General features: G+C 42.7%; 15 protein-coding genes and 1 other annotated feature. Of the genes, 13 read left to right on the forward strand and 2 right to left on the reverse strand.

Annotated elements, in window-relative coordinates; translation table 11 throughout:
• The first annotated feature begins 25 nt into the window (after positions 1 to 25).
• The 12 genes from MKZ10_RS05605 to leuD all read left to right on the forward strand — a co-directional run bounded on the left by MKZ10_RS05605 (position 26) and on the right by leuD (position 14,458).
• Entirely contained in the window at positions 26 to 925 is a 900-nt protein-coding gene (locus MKZ10_RS05605) for an NEAT domain-containing protein (RefSeq protein ID WP_342508649.1), read from the forward strand.
• Positions 926 to 982: 57 nt separating this feature from the next.
• Positions 983 to 1,855, forward strand: a complete 873-nt coding sequence (gene isdE / locus MKZ10_RS05610; protein WP_342508650.1) for a heme ABC transporter substrate-binding protein IsdE — start codon at positions 983 to 985, stop codon at positions 1,853 to 1,855.
• 15 nt (positions 1,856 to 1,870) lie between these two features.
• Entirely contained in the window at positions 1,871 to 2,863 is a 993-nt protein-coding gene (locus MKZ10_RS05615) for an iron ABC transporter permease (protein WP_342508651.1), read from the forward strand.
• Positions 2,853 to 3,623: an ABC transporter ATP-binding protein gene (locus tag MKZ10_RS05620; RefSeq protein ID WP_342508652.1), complete on the forward strand. Its 771-nt coding sequence runs from the start codon at positions 2,853 to 2,855 to the stop codon at positions 3,621 to 3,623. Before MKZ10_RS05615 ends, MKZ10_RS05620 begins: the two co-directional genes overlap by 11 nt.
• A gap of 666 nt (positions 3,624 to 4,289) precedes the next feature.
• Positions 4,290 to 5,957 (forward strand): dihydroxy-acid dehydratase, encoded by a 1,668-nt coding sequence (gene ilvD / locus MKZ10_RS05625; RefSeq protein ID WP_342508653.1) that lies wholly within the window; start codon positions 4,290 to 4,292, stop codon positions 5,955 to 5,957.
• Between the two features lie 13 nt (positions 5,958 to 5,970).
• Positions 5,971 to 6,217: a binding site (T-box leader), on the forward strand.
• A gap of 138 nt (positions 6,218 to 6,355) precedes the next feature.
• A complete protein-coding gene (gene ilvB, locus MKZ10_RS05630) occupies positions 6,356 to 8,077 on the forward strand; it encodes an acetolactate synthase large subunit (RefSeq protein ID WP_342510035.1) in 1,722 nt (573 codons plus the stop codon).
• Entirely contained in the window at positions 8,074 to 8,592 is a 519-nt protein-coding gene (ilvN, locus tag MKZ10_RS05635; protein ID WP_342508654.1) for an acetolactate synthase small subunit, read from the forward strand. The genes ilvB and ilvN overlap by 4 nt, the downstream gene beginning before the upstream one ends.
• 66 nt (positions 8,593 to 8,658) lie before the next feature.
• On the forward strand, positions 8,659 to 9,693 hold the full coding sequence (gene ilvC, locus MKZ10_RS05640; RefSeq protein WP_342508657.1) for a ketol-acid reductoisomerase: 1,035 nt from the start codon (positions 8,659 to 8,661) through the stop codon (positions 9,691 to 9,693).
• Complete coding sequence (locus MKZ10_RS05645) at positions 9,680 to 11,230, forward strand: 2-isopropylmalate synthase (protein WP_342508659.1); 1,551 nt, start codon at positions 9,680 to 9,682, stop codon at positions 11,228 to 11,230. Before ilvC ends, MKZ10_RS05645 begins: the two co-directional genes overlap by 14 nt.
• 19 nt (positions 11,231 to 11,249) lie before the next feature.
• Positions 11,250 to 12,350 carry a 3-isopropylmalate dehydrogenase gene (gene leuB / locus MKZ10_RS05650; protein ID WP_342508662.1) on the forward strand — a complete coding sequence of 367 codons (1,101 nt, stop codon included), beginning with the start codon at positions 11,250 to 11,252 and terminating at the stop codon, positions 12,348 to 12,350.
• 87 nt (positions 12,351 to 12,437) lie between these two features.
• Complete coding sequence (gene leuC, locus MKZ10_RS05655; protein WP_342508665.1) at positions 12,438 to 13,847, forward strand: 3-isopropylmalate dehydratase large subunit; 1,410 nt, start codon at positions 12,438 to 12,440, stop codon at positions 13,845 to 13,847.
• A 17-nt stretch (positions 13,848 to 13,864) separates the two neighbouring features.
• Complete coding sequence (leuD, locus tag MKZ10_RS05660; protein ID WP_342508667.1) at positions 13,865 to 14,458, forward strand: 3-isopropylmalate dehydratase small subunit; 594 nt, start codon at positions 13,865 to 13,867, stop codon at positions 14,456 to 14,458.
• A gap of 267 nt (positions 14,459 to 14,725) precedes the next feature.
• Here leuD and MKZ10_RS05665 read toward each other — a convergent pair whose 3' ends face one another.
• On the reverse strand, positions 14,726 to 16,474 hold the full coding sequence (locus MKZ10_RS05665) for an exosporium glycoprotein BclB-related protein (protein WP_342508669.1): 1,749 nt from the start codon (positions 16,472 to 16,474) through the stop codon (positions 14,726 to 14,728).
• A gap of 290 nt (positions 16,475 to 16,764) precedes the next feature.
• Positions 16,765 to 17,853, reverse strand: coding sequence for a glycosyltransferase family 2 protein (locus tag MKZ10_RS05670; RefSeq protein ID WP_342508671.1), 1,089 nt, complete (start codon positions 17,851 to 17,853; stop codon positions 16,765 to 16,767).
• Between the two features lie 230 nt (positions 17,854 to 18,083).
• On the opposite strand from MKZ10_RS05670, the gene MKZ10_RS05675 reads away from it, so the two are divergent.
• Complete coding sequence (locus tag MKZ10_RS05675; RefSeq protein ID WP_342508674.1) at positions 18,084 to 20,351, forward strand: S-layer homology domain-containing protein; 2,268 nt, start codon at positions 18,084 to 18,086, stop codon at positions 20,349 to 20,351.
• Positions 20,352 to 20,672: the final 321 nt, after the last annotated feature.

Raw genomic sequence — 20,672 nt, forward strand, 5'->3', positions numbered from 1 at the left:
TCCTTAATAAAGGAGAGAGTTTGATTTGAAAAAGAATGTTATTTTTTTAGCAGCTATGATGTTAATGCTTATCATTCCAACATTCGTACCTCAAAAAGCCGCAGCCGCCTCACCTTATGCTGACGGTGAATATGTGGTGCCGTTTAGCGTGTTAAAAGATTCGGGTAGTGAACCATCGGCAACAGCGGACTACGTTGTCAGTCCAGCAAAACTAATTGTCCAAAACGGTAAGATGCATGTAGTGATGACGCTGAATAATAGCTCGTGGTGGCAGTATTTTAGAGTGAACGGCGCTGAAGTACAAGTGGTCAGTAATGATACGGCGAATGACAAGCGTGTTGTGAAGTTTGAAGTGAAAGACCTCAACCAATTGATCAACGCTAAAATCCATATTATTGTCACGGGGATTCCTGGCTTTAATTATGACAATAAATACGATATTCGATTCAAATTTAACAGCTCGAATATCCCGTTAGCGCCTGTCGTTGAAAAACCAAAATCTACCCCAACTCCAGCAGTTAAACCTTCTGAGCCGGAAAAAGTAGCTACGACACCGTCTCAAAAACCATCTGATACAAAAGAAGAGAAAAACCAACAAGCACCGCCAAAAGTAGAAGAAAAACCCGCAACATCCAAAGAGGATGCTGTTAATCCAAAAGCAGAAGATTCGATTGTGGAAAAAGATCAAACATCAACTGAACCAGTTGAGTCAACGGATTCCATAGACGCTGAAGTTCCGGCAAGTGAGGACGATGCAGAAGAACTAGAAGCTGAGGAAACAGCTGAAGGAATTGAAGAACCGGTCGTTGAAGAAGTAGAAGCGATTTCAACACCGAATTTTAATCCGACATGGATCATTATAATTCTTGCAATTGTTGTTCTTGTTGGTGCAGTGTTACTATTCAATAGAAAACGAAAATCATAACTAACGCGGGCCTTGATGTAATATCAAGACCCTTCTTTAAGGAGTTGTTCAATAAATATGCGGAAAATGAGCTATATGCTATGCATACTTATCACCATTGTGTTGGCTGGTTGTTCATCACAAAATGAGGCTTCTACTAAAGAGCCCATCGATCCAGCAGAGGATCGAATTGTTGCAACGACAGTCGCTTTGACGGAAATTATGGATGCGCTGGAACTTGATTTAGTCGGTATTCCATCGAGCTATAAAGACTTACCGGTGCGCTATGAAGACGCTAAAGAAGTCGGCAATCCGATGAGCCCTGATATGGAAATGCTCTTGTCATTGAAACCAACGGAAATACTATCCGTGACAACATTACAATATGATTTGCAAGAAATGTTCGATGAGCGCAATATTGATATGACCTATGTCAATTTGGAAAGCATCGACGCGATGCACGATGAAATTTTGAAAATGGGCGAAAAATATGATCGTCAAACACAAGCGCAGGCGATAATTGATCAATTTGAAACGAAAGTAGCTGAGATTGAGCAAGCAGTAGAAGGACAAAAGCAACCCTCTGTTCTCATATTACTGGGGATCCCGGGCAGTTATCTCGTTGCAACTGAACATTCTTACATCGGTGATCTTGTGAAGCGTAGTGGTGGGAAGAATGTCATCACTGGGGAAGATGTCGAGTTTTTATCATCTAATACGGAATATTTACAGCAGGCTAAACCGGATATCATTTTAAGGGCGGCACATGGTATGCCTGAAGAGGTCATTAAAATGTTTGATGATGAATTCCGAACGAATGATGTGTGGAAACATTTTGAAGCAGTGAAAAATAATCGTGTCTATGATTTGGATGAACTTCTATTTGGGACAACTGGTAATCTAGCAGCTATTGAAGCGTTGGATGAACTGCAAAAAATGTTGTATCCATAAAAGGTAGGGAAAAGGATGTTTGCTAAAAATAAAAAAATGCTTAGTTTTGTCAGTGTCATCATACTGCTCGCCGTTGTCATTATTATATCGGCCATTACAGGTAGCATAAAAGTTACACTGTTCGAGCTCATTCAAGGGCTATTCACAGGAACGAATGATGATATGGCGATTATTCAAGATTTACGATTTCCGCGGATTATCATAGCATTGTTTGCGGGTGCGGCTTTGTCAGTGGCAGGGGTGCTATTGCAAGCGGTTATGCGTAATCCTTTAGCGGATCCAGGTATTATCGGTGTTTCAGCGGGTGCAGGGTTTATGTCGATACTCGTCGTAGCTTTATTCCCAACGTTGTATTTCTTTGTGCCACTGTTCGCTTTTTTAGGCGGAGCCTTGGCGTTTTTCCTTGTCTATTCATTATCTTGGAAATCAGGACTTGACCCGTTACGCATGATTTTAATCGGAATTGCGGTCAACGCCTTATTTACGGGGCTTAGTCAGGGTCTAGGGTTTAGTGGCGGTGCATTGACTCAATCCCTAAGTCAGACGCTGACCTCGACGTTGACGATGAAAAAATGGAGCGATGTCGATGTCATTGTGTTGTATGGCACTATCGGGCTCATTTTATCATTCGGTATGTATGCGTGGTGTAATTATTTGGCGCTAGAAGATCGAACAGCGAAAAACCTGGGTGTCAATGTCAATTTGGCACGCTTTGTGATTTCATTAGTCGCAGTCTTACTTGCATCAGTTGCGACGTCTGTTGCTGGGCTATTCGCGTTTGTCGGATTGCTAATCCCGCATATTGGCCGTTCGTTAGTCGGCACGGATCACAAAGTGCTCATTCCATTTTCAGCGTTGGCGGGAGCATTACTCATTTTAACGGCGGATACACTTGGCAGAACAATAATCGCGCCGAATGAAATACCCGCATCTATCATCATGGCCGTCATCGGAGGACCTTTCCTCATATTCTTACTCAGAAAGAGTGATCGTATTTATGGACATTAAGGATATTACTTTTTCGTACGATAAAAAAGTCAATACACTACATGGTGTCACAAGTACGATTGATAGTGGGAAAATCACAACGATTATTGGACCGAATGGTTGTGGCAAATCAACGCTGCTTGGCATCATGTCGAATAATTATCAGCCGCAACGTGGACAAGTACTCTTAGATGGCAAAGCACTCACGGACTTTAAACCGAAGGAACTGGCGAAGAAGTTAGCTGTCGTCCATCAGCAAAATAACGCCCCCTCTGATATGACCGTCGAAAAGTTAACGAGCTATGGACGAATACCTTACAAAAATCTGTTCTCCTCAACGACGGAGGAAGACGAACAAGCCGTTGAGTGGGCACTAGACTGTACGAATTTGACGGACAAAAGAAAAGTGCCGATTGACGAATTGTCAGGTGGTCAAATGCAACGTGTCTGGATTGCCATGTCGCTTGCACAAAAAACGCCCTATCTTTTTTTAGATGAACCGACAACTTATCTCGACATTTATTACCAATACGAGCTATTAGAATTGATCAAGAGCTTAAATCGTACACACGGTATGTCGATCGTCATGGTGCTGCATGATATTAACCAAGCCATCCGCTATAGCGACACCATCATTGCGATGAAAAACGGTAAAGTTGTTGTCAAAGGTACGCCTAGCGAAGTCATTACAGTGGAAACAGTGAAAGAAATTTATGGCGTTGACGTTGTCGTAAAAACAGATGAGCAGGCAGGGATGTATATTGTTCCTGTTGGTATATGAAATTAAATTAGGAAGCCACCATTTCAATGATAGAGATGGTGGCTTTTGTGCGTTACCTTAACGTGCCAGCTGCTAATAGTTGGAAACTCTTCGCTCTTGGTTGCAGGTTCTTGTGATTTGATTAACAGGAGAGTACTCGCCATTACAGTTAGCCATATTGCCATTACAGTTTGTGCATTTGTCATTAGAGTTATAGCGCGCCATTACAGTTCTCGGATTTGCCATTACAGTTTGTGCATTTCCCATTAGAGTTTTAGAGCCCCATTACAGTTTTCGGATTTGTCATTACAGTTCCCACATTAGTCATTACAGTCTTAGCCCTTCTAGCCAGTTCACGAATTTCTACAAGCACTCCCGCGAGCTCAAAAATGACTCTGAAAAAAATATTTTAATTTGTTCATAAAATAGTAGTATGCAATATATCGCGATGCGTCGGGATTTGTAAGCGCATTCAAACAAACGCACTATTTGTAATTGGCTAATAATTTAAAAAAGACTGTTGACTCTAGTAGGAATCCAAGATATGATGACTTCAATCCAATAAAAGTTCGTGATTCAAATCACAAACTTTTAAGCGAAACGAGTAAAATTACAAAATAAGCGAGCAGAGAAGAATTAAAACTGTTCTTCCTTCATGTGTGAGTGATTTGATTAGGAGAGAGTGCTATGAGAAGTGACATGATCAAAAAAGGTGTGGATCGCGCACCTCACAGAAGTTTGCTTTACGCGACTGGTATTAAAACGAAAGATTTAGAGAAACCATTCATTGGTGTCTGTAACTCATATATTGATATTATTCCGGGACATAAGCACCTAAACAAGTTTGCGGAAATTGTCAAAGCAGCCATTTGGGAAGCAGGCGGGGTTCCGTTCGAATTCAATACAATTGGTGTTGACGATGGAATTGCGATGGGGCATATCGGTATGCGGTATTCATTGCCAAGCCGTGAGCTCATTGCTGATTCAGCGGAAACGGTCATTAACGCACACTGGTTTGACGGTGTGTTCTATATTCCAAACTGTGACAAAATTACACCAGGAATGCTAATGGCAGCGGTTCGCACGAATGTCCCTTCTGTCTTTGTATCAGGTGGTCCAATGGAAGCTGGTGTATCTTCAGATGGGAAGGCACTGTCACTCACTTCGGTATTTGAAGGGGTCGGCGCCTATAAAGCAGGCAAAATGTCAGCCGAAGAACTTCTCGACATTGAAAATAACGCTTGCCCAACATGCGGCTCTTGTTCAGGAATGTTCACTGCGAATTCCATGAACTGTTTAATGGAAATGGTTGGTTTAGCATTACCGGGCAATGGAACAATTGTTGCAACTTCAGATGAGCGACATAAACTCATTAAAGATGCAGCCAAACATTTGATACGGATGATTAAAGAAGACGTTAAACCTCGCGATATCGTTACAAAAGAAGCTATTGACGATGCATTCGCTTTAGATATGGCAATGGGTGGTTCAACGAATACCGTATTGCATACATTAGCACTCGCTCATGAAGCAGAAATTGACTATAACGTTCATGATATTAACGTAGTGGCAGAGCGCGTCCCCTATTTAGCGAAAATTATGCCAGCTTCAGATGTTTCAATGGATGATATTTTTAAAGCAGGTGGCGTAAGTTCTATTATTAATGAACTAACGAAAATACCAGGTGCCATTCATCCAAACCGCATTACCATAACTGGAAAAACGATTGGTGAAGATGTAGCTGATTATCCGATTCTCAATGACAAAATCATTCGTACGAAAGATAACCCACATAGTAAGGTCGGTGGTCTATCCGTTCTTTTCGGAAACATCGCACCAGATGGTGGGGTGATTAAAGTAGGTGCTGTCGATCCATCCATTAAAGAGTTTCGTGGTGAAGCAATTGTCTTTGAATCACAAGACGATGCACAAGAAAACATCGATAATGGCACTGTACGTGAAGGTCATGTCGTGGTCATTCGTTACGAAGGACCAAAAGGTGGACCAGGAATGCCAGAAATGCTTGCCCCGACATCCGCAATTCAAGGACGCGGTTTAGGCACAAAGGTAGCACTAATTACGGATGGACGTTTCTCCGGAGCTTCTCGTGGGATTTCAATCGGACATATATCCCCTGAAGCAGCTGATGGTGGACCTATCGCACTTGTTGAAAATGGAGACATCATCGCAATTGATTTGACGAATAGAACAATTGAGCTCGAGGTTGCGGATGAGATTTTAGCAGAACGTAAATCGAACCTACAACCGTTCGAACCGAAAATTAAAAAAGGCTGGTTAGCTCGATATTCAGCACTTGTCACATCTGCAAGTACTGGCGGCGTAATGAAAATCTAAAGTAATTAAATACATTAACTCGTTGATGAGGTAAAAGTGGTTGGAATTCGTATTCACAGAGAGCCGGTGGTGCTGAAAGCCGGTAATACAACCAACCGCGACATCCCCTCGGAGTGGATTGCTGAAACTTGTGTAACAATAGGCAATCTCGGGCTTAGAGAAATCTGTGCTCGTTAGCAACGAATAGACTCGTCTATTCATAAGGTAGCGATTTTGCTACGAACAAGGGTGGTACCATGAAAAGCTTTTTCATCCCTATGTAAAGAAGAATATTTCTTTGCGTGGATGAAGAAAGCTTTTTTTATTCGATGAATTAAGTGATTATTCAATAATTAAAAACAGTAAGGAGGAGTTTGTAGATGAATGCTGGAGTTCAAGCGAAGCAAGTAACAACTGAAATGGCACCGGAAACTGTGACTGAACAACAAACAAACCAACCGAAAGATGGGTCGGCTGTTCTCATTCAGGCGTTAAAGGACCAAGGTGTCGAAGTTGTCTTCGGTTATCCTGGGGGGGCCGTTTTACCCATCTATGATGCACTGTATCAAAACCCAATCACTCACGTACTTGCTCGACATGAACAAGGCGCGATTCATGCGGCTGAAGGCTATGCACGTGTTTCTGGAAAACCAGGCGTTGTCATTGCAACATCAGGTCCAGGAGCAACAAACTTAGTAACAGGAATTACCGACGCCATGATGGACTCACTACCACTCGTTGTTTTTACTGGCCAAGTAGCAAGCTCCGTCATTGGGACAGATGCTTTCCAAGAAGCTGATATTATCGGTATCACGCAACCAATTACGAAACATAATTACCAAGTAAATAACGTAGCAGATTTACCAAGGATTATTAAAGAAGCGTTCCATATTGCTTCAACGGGACGTAAAGGTCCGGTTCTAGTCGATATTCCGAAAGATATTGCTACGAGTCTAGCTGTACCTACTAATGAGGTAGAGGCAGAAGTCAATTTACCAGGCTATCAACCGACAACAACTCCAAACTTTTTACAAATACAAAAAGCAGCACAAGCCATTTCCCAAGCGAAAAAACCATTGATTCTTGCAGGTGCCGGTATTCTTCATGCACAAGCAATGGACGAATTGAAAGAATTCGTAGAAAAACATCAAATTCCAGTAACGAACACGCTACTAGGACTTGGTGGAATCCACGGAAATCACGAAATGTTCCTTGGAATGGCTGGTATGCACGGCACGGTTACATCTAATATGGCACTTTATAAATGCGATGTACTCATCAATATTGGTGCACGCTTCGATGATCGATTGACGGGAAATCTGGGGAAATTCGCTCCAAACGCAAAAGTCATTCATATCGACATCGACCCAGCCGAAATCGGCAAAAATGTCCCGACAGAAATCCCGATTGTGGCAGATGCGAAGGAAGCATTAAAAGCTTTGTTACAGCAAGAAATTACTGTGACAGAGACAGGCGATTGGCTAACGTATTTACAGGAATCTCTTAACGAGTATCCTCTATGGTATAACACGGATGAAAAGGCATTGCTTCCTCAACAAGCCTTGGAAATCATCCACCGTGTGACGAATGGAGATGCCATTGTGACGACAGACGTCGGACAACATCAGATGTGGGCGGCGCAATATTATCCACTAAATAATCCGGATCACTGGGTAACTTCCGGTGGGCTTGGAACAATGGGCTTCGGTTTCCCAGCAGCAGTGGGTGCTCAAATTGCAAAACCAGATAAACGTGTTGTTGCCATTGTGGGTGATGCTGGCTTCCAGATGACGGCACAGGAGCTATCCTTACTACAAGAGCTTCGCATTCCTGTGAAAGTTGTTATTTTGAACAACCAAGCACTCGGTATGGTTCGTCAATGGCAGGAAACATTTTATGAGGAACGCTTCTCACAATCCTTGATTCCTGTACAACCGGATTTTGTCAAACTAGCAGAAGCGTATGATATCAAGGGTTACCGTATTGAAACGTTGGAAGAAGCTGAAACAGTGTTCCAAGAAGCATTATTATCGGATGAACCGGTCCTCATTGATTGTCGCGTAAAGCAGTTGGAAAACGTCTATCCGATGGTAGTACCAGGTACAGGGCTACATGAAATGATTGGGAGGAACCCGAAATGAAAAGAGTCATTACTGTAACGGTCATCAATCAAAGTGGTGTATTGAATCGGGTGACGGGCCTACTGATGAAAAGGCAATTCAATATTGAAAGTATTAGTGTAGGTCACACAGACCAGCCCGACAGATCAAAAATGACGTTTATCGTCAATGTGGATGATGAACGGAAAATCGAACAGCTCGTTAAACAGCTGTCCAAACAAATTGATGTCTTGAAAGTCAATGACATTACGGACAAATCAATCGTCATGCGTGAGCTTGCTTTAGTGAAGGTCATTTCACCGCCACATGTCAGAAGTGAAATGAACAGCATCATCGAGCCATTCGGGGCGAGAATCCTTGATTCTAGCAAAGGCGTTGTGACCTATCAAGTTGTCGGTCATCCCGAAAAAATTGAAGCGTTCATTGAATTGCTGAAACCCTATGGCATCAAGGAATTGACACGAACAGGTACGACAGCGATGACACGTGACATGCAAAAAATCCAATCGCCACAGCTATCGATTTTGAAACAATGAGGAAAAGATTCACGGCAATACCATATAAATCTAAAAAAACAAACAACCTACTAGGAGGAAATTAAAATGACAAAAATGTATTATAACCAAGATATCAACGAGGCAGTTCTACAGGATAAGAAAATTGCGGTTATCGGATATGGTTCACAAGGTCACGCACATGCACGTAACCTACAAGATTCAGGATTTAACGTAGTTGTTGGTGTACGTCCAGGTAAATCTTTTGACCAAGCGAAACAAGATGGATTGCAAGTAACAACTGTCAAAGAAGCTGCAGAACAAGCAGACTTTATCATGGTCCTATTGCCAGATGAAAGACAAAAACAAGTCTATGAAGCAGAAATTGCTCCAGCGCTTACAGCAGGAAAATCACTTGTATTCGCACACGGTTTCAACGTTCACTTCGGTCAAATCAAACCGCCAGCAGATGTTGACGTATTCCTAGTTGCACCAAAAGGACCAGGACATCTCGTTCGTAGAACATTTGAAGCTGGCGCAGGTGTACCCGCATTGTTCGCAATTTACCAAGACGTATCAGGCAAAGCGAAAGACGTTGCACTTGCATATGCAAAAGGAATCGGTTCTGCACGCGGTGGTGTTCTTGAAACAACATTTGAAGAGGAAACAGTTACGGATCTATTCGGTGAGCAAGCAGTCCTTTGCGGTGGCTTAACTTCACTTGTAAAAGCAGGATTTGAAACACTTGTAGAAGCAGGATACCAACCAGAACTTGCGTATTTTGAAACATTGCACGAAACAAAACTGATCGTTGACTTGATGTATGAAGGCGGAATGGCGGGTATGCGTTATTCTATCTCAGATACAGCAGAGTGGGGCGATTTCGTATCAGGTCCACGCGTTGTAGATGCAGATACAAAAGCACGTATGAAAGACATCCTAACTGATATCCAATCAGGTAAATTTGCGAAAGAATGGATTGAAGAAAACGAAAACGGTCGTCCAAACTTCAACCGTATCGAAGAAGAAGAAGCGAAGCACCAAATTGAAGAAGTCGGTCAAAAGCTTCGTTCAATGATGCCATTTGTGAATGAAGGTGCAAAAACAAAAGAGGAAGAAGTGGTGGGTAGTGCGAAAAATTGACATATTTGATACAACACTTCGGGACGGCGAACAATCCGCCGGCATTAATCTAAATACGGCTGAGAAATTAGAAATTGCCAAACAGCTTGAACGATTCGGGGCAACAATTATTGAAGCAGGGTTTCCTGCTTCATCCCCGGGTGATTTTGAAGCGGTTCAACGCATTGCGAATACGGTAAAGAATTCGACAGTAACAGGTCTTGCTCGGGCGATGAAAAGTGATATTGAAACGTCGTGGGAAGCACTTCGTGGTGCGGAACAACCTCATTTACATGTCTTTTTAGCAACATCACCTATCCATATGGAATACAAGCTGCAAAAAACACCCAATCAAGTAGTAGATATTGCAGTGGAAGCTGTGAAATATGCACGCAAGTTTTTCCCGACTGTACAATGGTCAGCAGAAGATGCTTTCCGCTCAGACTGGGAATACCTCGTCCGTATTATCAACCAAGTCATCGTAGCGGGTGCAACAGTCATTAATATCCCCGATACAGTTGGCTATGCTACGCCACAAGAATATGGTGCATTGTTCAAATACTTGAAAGAAAATGTAACAGGTATCGACAATGTTAAGCTGTCTGCACATTGCCATAATGATTTAGGAATGGCCGTTGCTAACTCCATCGCAGCGATTGAAAACGGCGCGGAACAGGTGGAAGGAACGATTAATGGTATCGGTGAACGAGCTGGAAATGCCGCACTTGAAGAAATTGCAGTCGCGCTACATATTCGCAAAGACATTTATGGTTTTGAAACAGGCATTAATTTGCAGGAAATTAAACGCACAAGTCAGCTTGTGAGCCAATTGACGGGTGTTGTCATCCAACCGAATAAGGCTGTCGTTGGGAAAAATGCTTTCGCGCACGAATCGGGTATTCACCAGGACGGTTATTTGAAAAATCGCCAAACATATGAAATTATTACACCCGAATTAATCGGTGATAAAACAGAACCATTGGCACTTGGTAAGCACTCCGGACGTCATGCATTCAAAGACCGCGCCATTACGATGGGCTTTGATTTAAGTGATGAGAAGTTGAATCAAGCGTTTGCCGAGTTCAAAAAACTAGCAGACCGTAAAAAAGAAATTACAGAAGATGATTTGTTTATTTTATTTACAGATCAACAAATTAAATATAAAGATACTCCTGTCTATGAATTGACGAATGTTCAAGTGCAGTACGGGACATCCAATATTCCTACAGCAACAGTATCGGCAGTCCAGCCAAGTGGTGAAGCAATCACTGTTGCTGCAACAGGTGCTGGGTCCGTAGAAGCCATTTTCAATACCTTGGAACAGCTTGTAGCTGGAGAAGTTCATATCCTCGATTACCGTGTGACGTCTATTGGTAGAGGACGCGATGCACTCGGTGAAGCAGTTGTGAATTTAAGTATTGATGGTGAAGTGTCCATCGGGCGAGACGTTGCGCAGGATGTATTAGAAGCTTCAGCCAAGGCGTATTTAAATGCTATTAATAGGCATTTGATGAAAATGGCAAATCCAGTTAGAACAGCTGTGACAGAAGTTAATTAAAACAAGGAGGAGAGTTCCTATGGAAAAAAGAGTAGCAGTATTACCAGGCGATGGAATCGGTCCAGAAGTGACGGCAGCAGCAGTAAAGGTGCTAGAAACGATTGGAAGACGCTTTAATCATACTTTTCATATTGAATATGGGGCAATCGGTGGCAATGCGATTGACCAATTTAACAATCCACTTCCGGATGAAACAATTGAGCTTTGCGAAAAGAGTGATGCCGTTCTACTCGGAGCAGTAGGTGGACCAAAATGGGATCAGAATCCCTCGGAGCTACGTCCAGAAAAAGGGCTGTTGGCGATCCGAAAACATTTTGACCTGTTTGCTAATCTTCGTCCGGTAGCTGCTGTCCCATCTTTGCTCCATGCCTCTCCTCTAAAAGAAGAAGTGGCGAAGGATGTCAATATGATGATCGTTCGCGAATTAACGGGCGGTATTTACTTCGGCCAACCGAGCAGACGGACAGAGAAATCAGCCGTTGACACACTGGTTTATACGCGAGAAGAGATTGAACGCATTGTGGAAAAAGCCTTTGAATTGGCTAGATTGCGCCGAGGAAAAGTGACGTCTGTCGATAAAGCAAACGTGCTAGAATCCAGTAAGCTATGGCGTGAAGTGGTGGAAGAAAAGAGAAAGGCGTATCCAGATATCGAAGTAGAACACGCATTAGTCGACTCCTGTGCAATGAAATTAATTACAAATCCAGCAGCATTTGATGTTGTCGTTACTGAAAATATGTTTGGTGATATTTTGAGTGATGAAGCGTCCGTTATTACAGGTTCTCTTGGTGTGTTACCGTCGGCGAGTATTAATGGAGATAACTTTGGGTTATATGAGCCAGTTCACGGGTCAGCACCTGAAATTGCAGGTCAAGATATTGCTAATCCAGCGGCAACGATTTTATCGGTTGCGATGATGTTGAAATATTCCTTTGACCTGAAAGCAGAGGCGACAGCTATTGAAGCAGCGGTGAATACAGTATTCGAAGACGGCTTCTTCACAGCGGATCTTGCTTCACCGGGGCAACGGGTTTTATCGACAAGAGAATGGACAGACAAAGTTGTAGATGAACTTGATACGCAATTTGTTTCAAATAGTATTATGTTCTCATACGTTTGATACATTTCAGAGGAGAGGGAATGGGTATACTGCCCATCTTCCCTCTTAGATTTTTTATACTATCTATGTGGAAGGGAGAGGCACAAAATGGCTAAAAATATTATTGAAAAGATTTGGGACCAACATGTCGTTTACGAAGAACAGGGGAAGCCGGATTTGCTCTATATCGACCTTCATTTATTGCATGAAGTGACTTCTCCACAGGCATTTGAAGGGCTAAGACTAGCGAATCGAACTGTACGACGACCTGATTTATGCTTTGCGACGATGGACCATAACGTGCCGACGCGTAATAGAGATGCCATTAAAGATCCGATTGCGCGGAAACAAATTAACACATTGCAAACGAATTGTGATGAATTCGGTATCCAGCTTGCGAATATGGATCACCCCGACCAAGGGATTGTTCATATTATTGGACCAGAACTTGGGTTGACGCAACCAGGAAAAACAATTGTCTGTGGAGATAGCCACACATCAACACATGGAGCTTTCGGAGCGATTGCATTCGGTATTGGAACGAGTGAAGTTGAGCACGTACTATCGACACAAACACTTTGGCAGGCGAAACCGAAAACGATGGAAATTCGTGTAAATGGTAAGCTCGGTTTCGGCGTAACCGCAAAAGATATTATTTTAGCGATTATCGCTAAGTTTGGCATTGATATGGGAACAGGTCATATCGCTGAATTTACTGGCGAAGCCATCCGAAATCTGACGATGGAGGAACGGATGACGATTTGTAATATGTCGATTGAAGCAGGTGCAAAAGCAGGTTTAATCAGCCCGGACGAAACGACGGTTGCTTATTTGAAAGGTCGTAGATATGTTGCGGAAGATGAAGCATTCGACGAAGCTGCAGCAACGTGGTTAGCACTTGCATCAGATGAAGATGCGACATATGACAGAGTTGTCGAGATTGATGCAAATGAAATCGAACCATTTGTGACATGGGGAACGAATCCGGCAATGGGCTCAGGTATTACAGCAAATGTCCCCTATGCGAAGGATTTTGAATCGGAGTCAGACAAAGAAGCGTTGAAACAAGCACTTGCTTATATGGGACTTGAAGAAGGAGTACCATTGACTTCAATTGACATCCAACATGTTTTCATTGGTTCTTGCACAAATGCTAGATTAAGTGATTTGCGTGCCGCTGCCGAAGTGATAGAAGGGAAGAAAGTCCATTCCTCTGTCACAGCGATTGTTGTACCTGGTTCGCGTACGGTTAAAAAACAGGCAGAAGACGAAGGACTCGATTCCATCTTCCTTGAAGCAGGATTTGAATGGCGGGAGTCTGGATGTAGTATGTGTTTAGCGATGAATGATGATGTTGTGCCAACTGGCGAACGTTGTGCTTCGACTTCAAACCGTAACTTCGAAGGACGCCAAGGGGCCGGTGCTCGCACACATCTAATGAGCCCAGCAATGGCTGCAGCTTCGGCAATTGCAGGTCATTTCGTTGACGTCAGGGAATTGCAAAGTGCGAATGCATAACGAAGGGAGCTGAGTAGATGGAACCGATTAATGAAGTGATCAGCGTCATAACGCCACTCGATCGTAAAAATGTTGATACAGACCAAATTATTTCAAAAGAATTTCTTAAACGAATTGAACGGACTGGGTTTGGAAAATATGTATTTTATCATTGGCGCTTTAATGAAGATGGTAGCGAAGTGAAAGATTTTGTCCTCAACGATGAGCGATTCAAAGGATCGAAAATTTTAGTCGCCCATGAAAACTTTGGTTGCGGATCGTCTCGAGAGCATGCACCTTGGTCAATTTTAGATTATGGATTCAATGTTGTCATTGCTCCGAGTTTCGCAGATATTTTTCACAATAACTGTATGAAGAATGGTTTGTTACCTATTAAATTAACAATTGCTGAAGTGGAAGAGTTACTGGCGAATGGTCAACAACAGCCTTATTCTGTGGATATAAATTTGGAGAAACAGACGGTGACAGGGCAGGATGGCAAGGTGTATTCATTTGATATTGATCCTTACTATAAACAAATGTTGTTAAACGGTTGGGATGAAATTTCGTTAACAATCCAATATGAAGAGCATATTGCGAAGTATGAAGAACGAGTGAAACAATCGGTGTAAATAGGAGGGGCTATCCGAGAAGTTAGTGTACACTAACTTCTCGGATAGCCCTAATTTTTTATTTACCACTAAAATATTACTTTCTCTACTTCAATCAAGTGTCATCATGAAGTTATCGATCATTTTGAGGAGGTTATCGATCAATTCAGCAGAGTTATCGTCATTCCGGGACCTTTAGCTCATCTAAGTGGTAAACTTGCCTATCTGTATTAAGGTTTTTGGGATAGAATCTTGCTCTTGTTTACCGTCTTTTTGCATGTGTTTTTATTAATTGATACTCAGACCTGCACTTGCCTCTCCTGTCAAAGTGTTTACTAGATTAATGCCGCTAGCAGTTGCAGAAAACACCATTAGCAAACGGTCACCTTCAGTGACATTAAACGAGAAGCCACTTGCAGTATCCGCTACTGCAGTACCGATTGAGATTGTACTTGGGAACTCTAGACTTACAGTAACACCAGTAGCGTTGAAGGTGCTGCTATCTCCGGTTGCATGATATATTTCAGCATGAACGGTCATTGTGGATAGTGGAAGGTTCAATCCGATGGTACTTCTGAAAAACGCCGATATGCTTGTCAGTGCCCCTGTACGAGGAACCATAAAGGCTAAGTTACTAAGGGCCGGAAGTATGAATGAACCACCAGCGATGGCAACGCCAGGTATTGAAGTTCCAAAGCCTATTAGTGCCGGAGTACCAACTAATCCTAAGGCTAATGTGTTCAATGTGACAGCTGAAGTTCCCGAAGCAAATGGAATTAACGCGCTAGCACCTGGTATACCTTGAGGTCCTGTATCGCCAGTGACACCTTGTGGACCTTGGATACCCTGAATTCCTTGTGGCCCAGTATCTCCCGTGACGCCTTGAATACCTTGTATCCCCTGAAGCCCTTGTGGTCCGGTTGGTCCGGTAGGCCCTGTATCCCCGGTGACACCTTGTATTCCCTGGATACCCTGAATTCCTTGAGGTCCAGTATCTCCCGTGACGCCTTGAATACCTTGTATCCCCTGAAGCCCTTGAGGTCCAGTCGCACCGGTAGGTCCAGTATCTCCAGTGACACCTTGTGGACCTTGGATGCCCTGAATTCCTTGTGGTCCAATCGCGCCGATTGTCCCAGTGGGACCTGTAGCCCCAGTTGGTCCCGTTACACCTTGAATCCCTTGAGGTCCAGTCGCGCCTGTATCCCCGGTAGTACCTGTAGCACCAGTCGGTCCCGTTACACCTTGAAGCCCTTGTAGCCCAGTCGCGCCTGTAGCCCCAGTTGGTCCCGTTACACCTTGAATCCCTTGAGGTCCAGTCGCACCTGTAGCCCCGGTAGTACCTGTAGCACCAGTCGGTCCCGTTACACCTTGAATCCCTTGAGGTCCCGTCGCGCCTGTAGCCCCGGTAGTACCTGTAGCCCCAGTTGGTCCCGTTACACCTTGAATCCCTTGAGGTCCCGTCGCACCTGTAGCCCCGGTAGTACCTGTAGCACCAGTCGGTCCAGTAACACCTTGAATCCCTTGAGGCCCAGTCGCGCCGGTAGCTCCCGTAGTACCTGTAGCACCAGTCGGTCCTGTAACACCTTGAATTCCTTGAGGTCCAGTCGCCCCCGTAGCTCCCGTATTTCCAGTAACACCTTGAATGCCCTGAACGCCTTGGGGTCCTTGAGGTCCAGTCGCACCTTGAATACCCTGAATCCCTTGGGGTCCTTGAGCTCCGGTAACGCCTTGAATTCCTTGAGGACCAGTTGCACCTTGAATACCTTGAACTCCCTGAGGTCCCGTAGCGCCAGTAGACCCTGTAGCTCCTGTAGCCCCTGTCGGTCCAGTAGCTCCAGTTACGCCTTGAACTCCTTGAGGCCCCGTCGCGCCAGTAGGCCCTGTAACTCCAGTAGGTCCCTGAGGTCCAGTCGCACCTGTTGGTCCTTGACAACAACATAAGCAACTATCGCATTCGCAACAGTCATCAGTTCCACGACACTCACTAGATTCATTACATTTGCTAGATTGATGTCGCACATAATCATAAAAATTCATTTTATCACTCCTTTCCGTAACATCTTATTCGTGTAATAAAGGAAGGGACGGGCTATCAACTACTTGTCTACGAAATCTTGAAATTAAATATGAGGAAATCCTAGAATTTATGATGTAAGAGATAGCGGAATGCTACGTTTATAAATACAAAATAAACAGCTGCTTCGTAAAAATGTCGGAGTAGCTGTTTGGTTTATTCACATCGAAAAAATATATAGAACTAACTTGATAAGGAGTCTCACGGAAGAGAATTGGAGCAAGTATCTAGTATCTAAATAGATTCAATAGACTCACTTAGATTGATTATTTTCTTTTCCGGACATATTATCAAAATACTTTTTATTTCCGATTATCCTGTCGTCATTAGGTCTATACTTGCGTGCTAACTCATTATGTTGATAGGCTTTGTCGTATTGTTTTACACGATCATAAAGGACGCATAATTGAAGATGAGGTACCCAAGTCGAAAATGAAGTGTTTTGCAAACTTAGATGCTGGTTCACTTCATAAAGTAGCGCTTGATGATACCAGTGAATAGCCACTTCATTTTTACCTTGTTGCATAAAGTTATAACCAAGTCGACAACAAGTTTCAGGTCGTGGAACATCATAGGTAAGAGTTTGTAAAGTTGCGTGCAGTGCACTTTCTTTGTCATTTAATTCATAATAGCAATCAGCAAGCTTCAGGCATGCCCGAATTTCGTCTTCTATCCAGCCTAACTTTGAATCTAGAAACTTTTTATAATAATGGCTGGCTTCTTCAAAGAGACTATGATCTTTCAATTCATTGGCAAAATAGAATGTATCCCGCGGGGAAAGCGCCTCTCCTGATTCAATCAACTTGCGATAAATCCTGAGATTACGTTCATGATCATGGCTTAAAGGGGAGTGGGTGACAGCAGCATCACCGTCAACTAGGTTACCTGACACGGAAAGAAACTCATGAACTGCGCCTATCCATTGAAAATTATTTTCTCTTTTAACCAAGCGATACCTTCTCAATCGAGAAGTTACATTTCCCTCCTCATCAAAGCTTAAATGGTAATTCAATGAAACGGCGTCAGTTGAAGGAGACAATGACTGTTTCAGCAATGTGAATTTCTCCTGATCTTCCTTTGTAAAGATATCATCCGCATCCAGCCAAAGAATGTAGTCCTTTGTAGCTTGTTGAAAAGAAAAATTACGTGCTGCTGCAAAATCATCGATCCACTGAAAATCAACAATATGGTCCGTATAGTTTTTGACAATGTCTTTTGTTCGGTCAACCGATCCTGTATCGACAATAATGACCTCATCGACTAACTCGCTAACCGATTCCAAGCATCTTCCGATGACCTCCTCTTCATTTTTTACTATCATGCATAAACTTATCGTTATCATTTTTATCCCTCCGAGCATTCTTACTATATATATGCAGAGGGGAATCATATGGTGGTCATTATGAATGTATACATTACTTTTTAATTAAACCAATCAAAAACGATTGAAGAGATAAGGAAAATAAGACATCCTAGTAAATGGAAGTTTTTTCGCTGTGTAATTATGGTATTATAAATGGATAACTGTACAATGTAAGGAAGTAGAAAGATAGGCAAGGAGGAAATAATTACATGTTAAAAAATAAAAAAATGAGGATCCTATTCAAATTCGGAATAGCAACAATAGCTATTTCATTATTTGGCTTTGGCATCCTAACTGTTAAAGCAAATCCAATAGATCAAAGCTTTACAGACGTACATAATGAGTTCTGGGCAAAGGATGAAGTGACACAACTTGTTGAATTGGGGATTATTAACGGTTATCCGGACAAGCAGTTCAGACCTAGTTTGGAAGTGTCACGGGCCCAGGCAGCCAATTTAATGACTAATGCACTGACGTTACCGTTTACATCATATAAGCCCGTTTTTAAAGATGTGAGTGCGAAATCATCCCATGCAAAAGGTGCAATTGCGACCTATGAAGCAGGTATTTTCCTTGGAAAAGAAGATGGGACGTTCGGAGTCGGGGATTCATTGACACGGGAACAGATGGCGACGGTCATTGTTCGTGCTTTCGACTTGGAAGATACAGGGGAAGATATTCATTTTAAAGATGAGGTCCGTATTAGCGATTCACATAAGTTTGGTGTGAAGGTGCTGGCGCAGCATGGGATTACAACAGGGAAAGAAGATGGGACATTCGATCCGAAAACGCCTGTCAATCGCGCGACATACGTTGTGTTTCTCCATCGGGCAATGACGCAAAATAAACTGATTGAAGAGCTACCTCCAACCGTATTTAACGAGTCTCAGCTCTATGGAAGCTACGAGCCGATTCGTTATGAACAACAATTTGTAGAAGTACCAGTATCATCTAGTCATAAAACGTATTTACGATCAAACGACACTTTACAATTTGCAGGGGAGAAGATTATTCAGCATCCCCATGCAAAGGATATTGCCTATACATATAGGGTTGCTGGTAAATCACCTGCGACGGTAACTTTAACGAAAAGGGAATTACCGAATGGGGATTACTTTTTATTCACAGAGCTGCGAAATCCACAACGGATGCCTCTCACAATTGATGTTGTCCAGACAGAAGTGGGTCTGGCAAAAGCTGTTCTTCATGAATTTAGTCGGTTCCCCATTAAAAGAGTTGTGGATGAAACATTTGGTCTAGACATTACAACGTATCCGACAGGGGTTTTTGAGAAAATTGATGTTGACGGTAAAGTGACTCAAGATATGATTGGGAAGTCATACCGTTCAACGGAGTTATATCAGAAGTATCCGACGGGTGCGGAAAGTCATACAAGAGAATTGCATCAAGAAAACGAAGCCTTTAGTGGTGTTCAGCTAGGGGAAACACAGCTGTCGATTTACAGATTGCATTCAAGAGGCTTTGATGTAGTCGATCAATGGCTGTTAGCATCCAAGGAGCGATTGTTTGAAGATCGCAAGCAGATGGATGCGTGGATGTTAGAATCAGCAATAAATTATAAAAAACGTAATAAATGGTATACGGCACAAGGTCCATATAATAAAATGGCAATCACTGTTGAGCCGATTCCTAAGTCAGGAAAAGGCTATGGGCGTAACCTATTACTTGTGAAAGAGGATAGAGTTATGGCACTTTATTCGGCAACGAACCAACGGTATTATGAAAGCCTGTTATATAATTCGTTTGCCAATCTAGATATTTTTAGAGGTGGCGCAACCTATTGGGAAACTGAAGTAACGAGTACGTACTTGAAGAGCTTGTATGGTATAACAGCTCCGTTTGTCGATACTAGGTTTAACGAGCAGATTGCTTTGTTTATGTATAATAGTGGGAAAGCATTCAATCATACTGATTATAGCGTTGGGTTGAAAAACTATGCTGATTTACTTGTGTCACAGAAGAAAAAAGGTAATGTCATCGTAGTGGATAATGCGTCCTATTATATTTCAGATTATTTCCCATTGGCGCAAAAGGTGAAGACACATACATCCATGAACCATTTACTGGGTGGAATGAACATTCTTCTAAAGGCATACCAAGAATTCAATGATCCGGCGTACTTAAATACGGCGATTAGCATCCAGACAGCGGTGGAAAAGGATAAGGCGAAGTGGATACGTCCAGATGGGGATATTTGGTATAAGATTTCACCTGAATATGAATTCATCGGTCGCGATTATGTCCACTTGACGTTAGAGGATTTGATTAATTCTTACGAGCTATGGTCTGAGATTGATCCCACGAGATTGCCGATTTTTGAAGAAATGATTCGTTCAAAAGCCGGCTATTTGAATCAAAATGGCTTAGGCTACACGACGAAAATCAAAAATGGCCTTGAGCGCATAAATCTGCCGGAGTTACTTCCAGCGGGTTCTGAACATACTGATGCCCTATAAAACAGTAGCACCCCTCACATTGTGTGGGGTGCTTTTTTTTGATGTGAACGTTGCATAGTTAAGTGTAAACGTTGTTAAGTATTGCGCGAACGTTGTTTAGTTAGGTGTAAACGTTGTGAAGTATTGCGCGAACGTTGTTTAGTCAGATGGAAACGTTGTTAAGTTAGCAGGAAACGTTGCTAAGTGGTGTGAACGTTGCGTAGTTAGGCAAAAAGGTTGTGAAGTATCGTGAAAATGTTGTTTAGTTAGACGAAAGCATCGCATATTTTCGCGAAAGCATTGTCAAGTCAAATAAAAAAACCCATCCACAACTCAGCAGTC

Origin of the sequence: Sporosarcina sp. FSL K6-2383 (assembly GCF_038618305.1) — a bacterium.
GTDB lineage: Bacteria > Bacillota > Bacilli > Bacillales_A > Planococcaceae > Sporosarcina.

Coding starts and splice junctions, on each gene's coding strand:
- isdE (WP_342508650.1), top strand. CDS start 983: ATGCGGAAAATGAGCTATATGCTATGCATACTTATCACCATTGTGTTG.
- MKZ10_RS05615 (WP_342508651.1), top strand. CDS start 1,871: ATGTTTGCTAAAAATAAAAAAATGCTTAGTTTTGTCAGTGTCATCATA.
- MKZ10_RS05620 (WP_342508652.1), top strand. CDS start 2,853: ATGGACATTAAGGATATTACTTTTTCGTACGATAAAAAAGTCAATACA.
- ilvD (WP_342508653.1), top strand. CDS start 4,290: ATGAGAAGTGACATGATCAAAAAAGGTGTGGATCGCGCACCTCACAGA.
- ilvB (WP_342510035.1), top strand. CDS start 6,356: ATGGCACCGGAAACTGTGACTGAACAACAAACAAACCAACCGAAAGAT.
- ilvN (WP_342508654.1), top strand. CDS start 8,074: ATGAAAAGAGTCATTACTGTAACGGTCATCAATCAAAGTGGTGTATTG.
- ilvC (WP_342508657.1), top strand. CDS start 8,659: ATGACAAAAATGTATTATAACCAAGATATCAACGAGGCAGTTCTACAG.
- leuB (WP_342508662.1), top strand. CDS start 11,250: ATGGAAAAAAGAGTAGCAGTATTACCAGGCGATGGAATCGGTCCAGAA.
- leuC (WP_342508665.1), top strand. CDS start 12,438: ATGGCTAAAAATATTATTGAAAAGATTTGGGACCAACATGTCGTTTAC.
- leuD (WP_342508667.1), top strand. CDS start 13,865: ATGGAACCGATTAATGAAGTGATCAGCGTCATAACGCCACTCGATCGT.
- MKZ10_RS05665 (WP_342508669.1), bottom strand. CDS start 16,474: ATGAATTTTTATGATTATGTGCGACATCAATCTAGCAAATGTAATGAA.
- MKZ10_RS05670 (WP_342508671.1), bottom strand. CDS start 17,853: ATGATAACGATAAGTTTATGCATGATAGTAAAAAATGAAGAGGAGGTC.
- MKZ10_RS05675 (WP_342508674.1), top strand. CDS start 18,084: ATGTTAAAAAATAAAAAAATGAGGATCCTATTCAAATTCGGAATAGCA.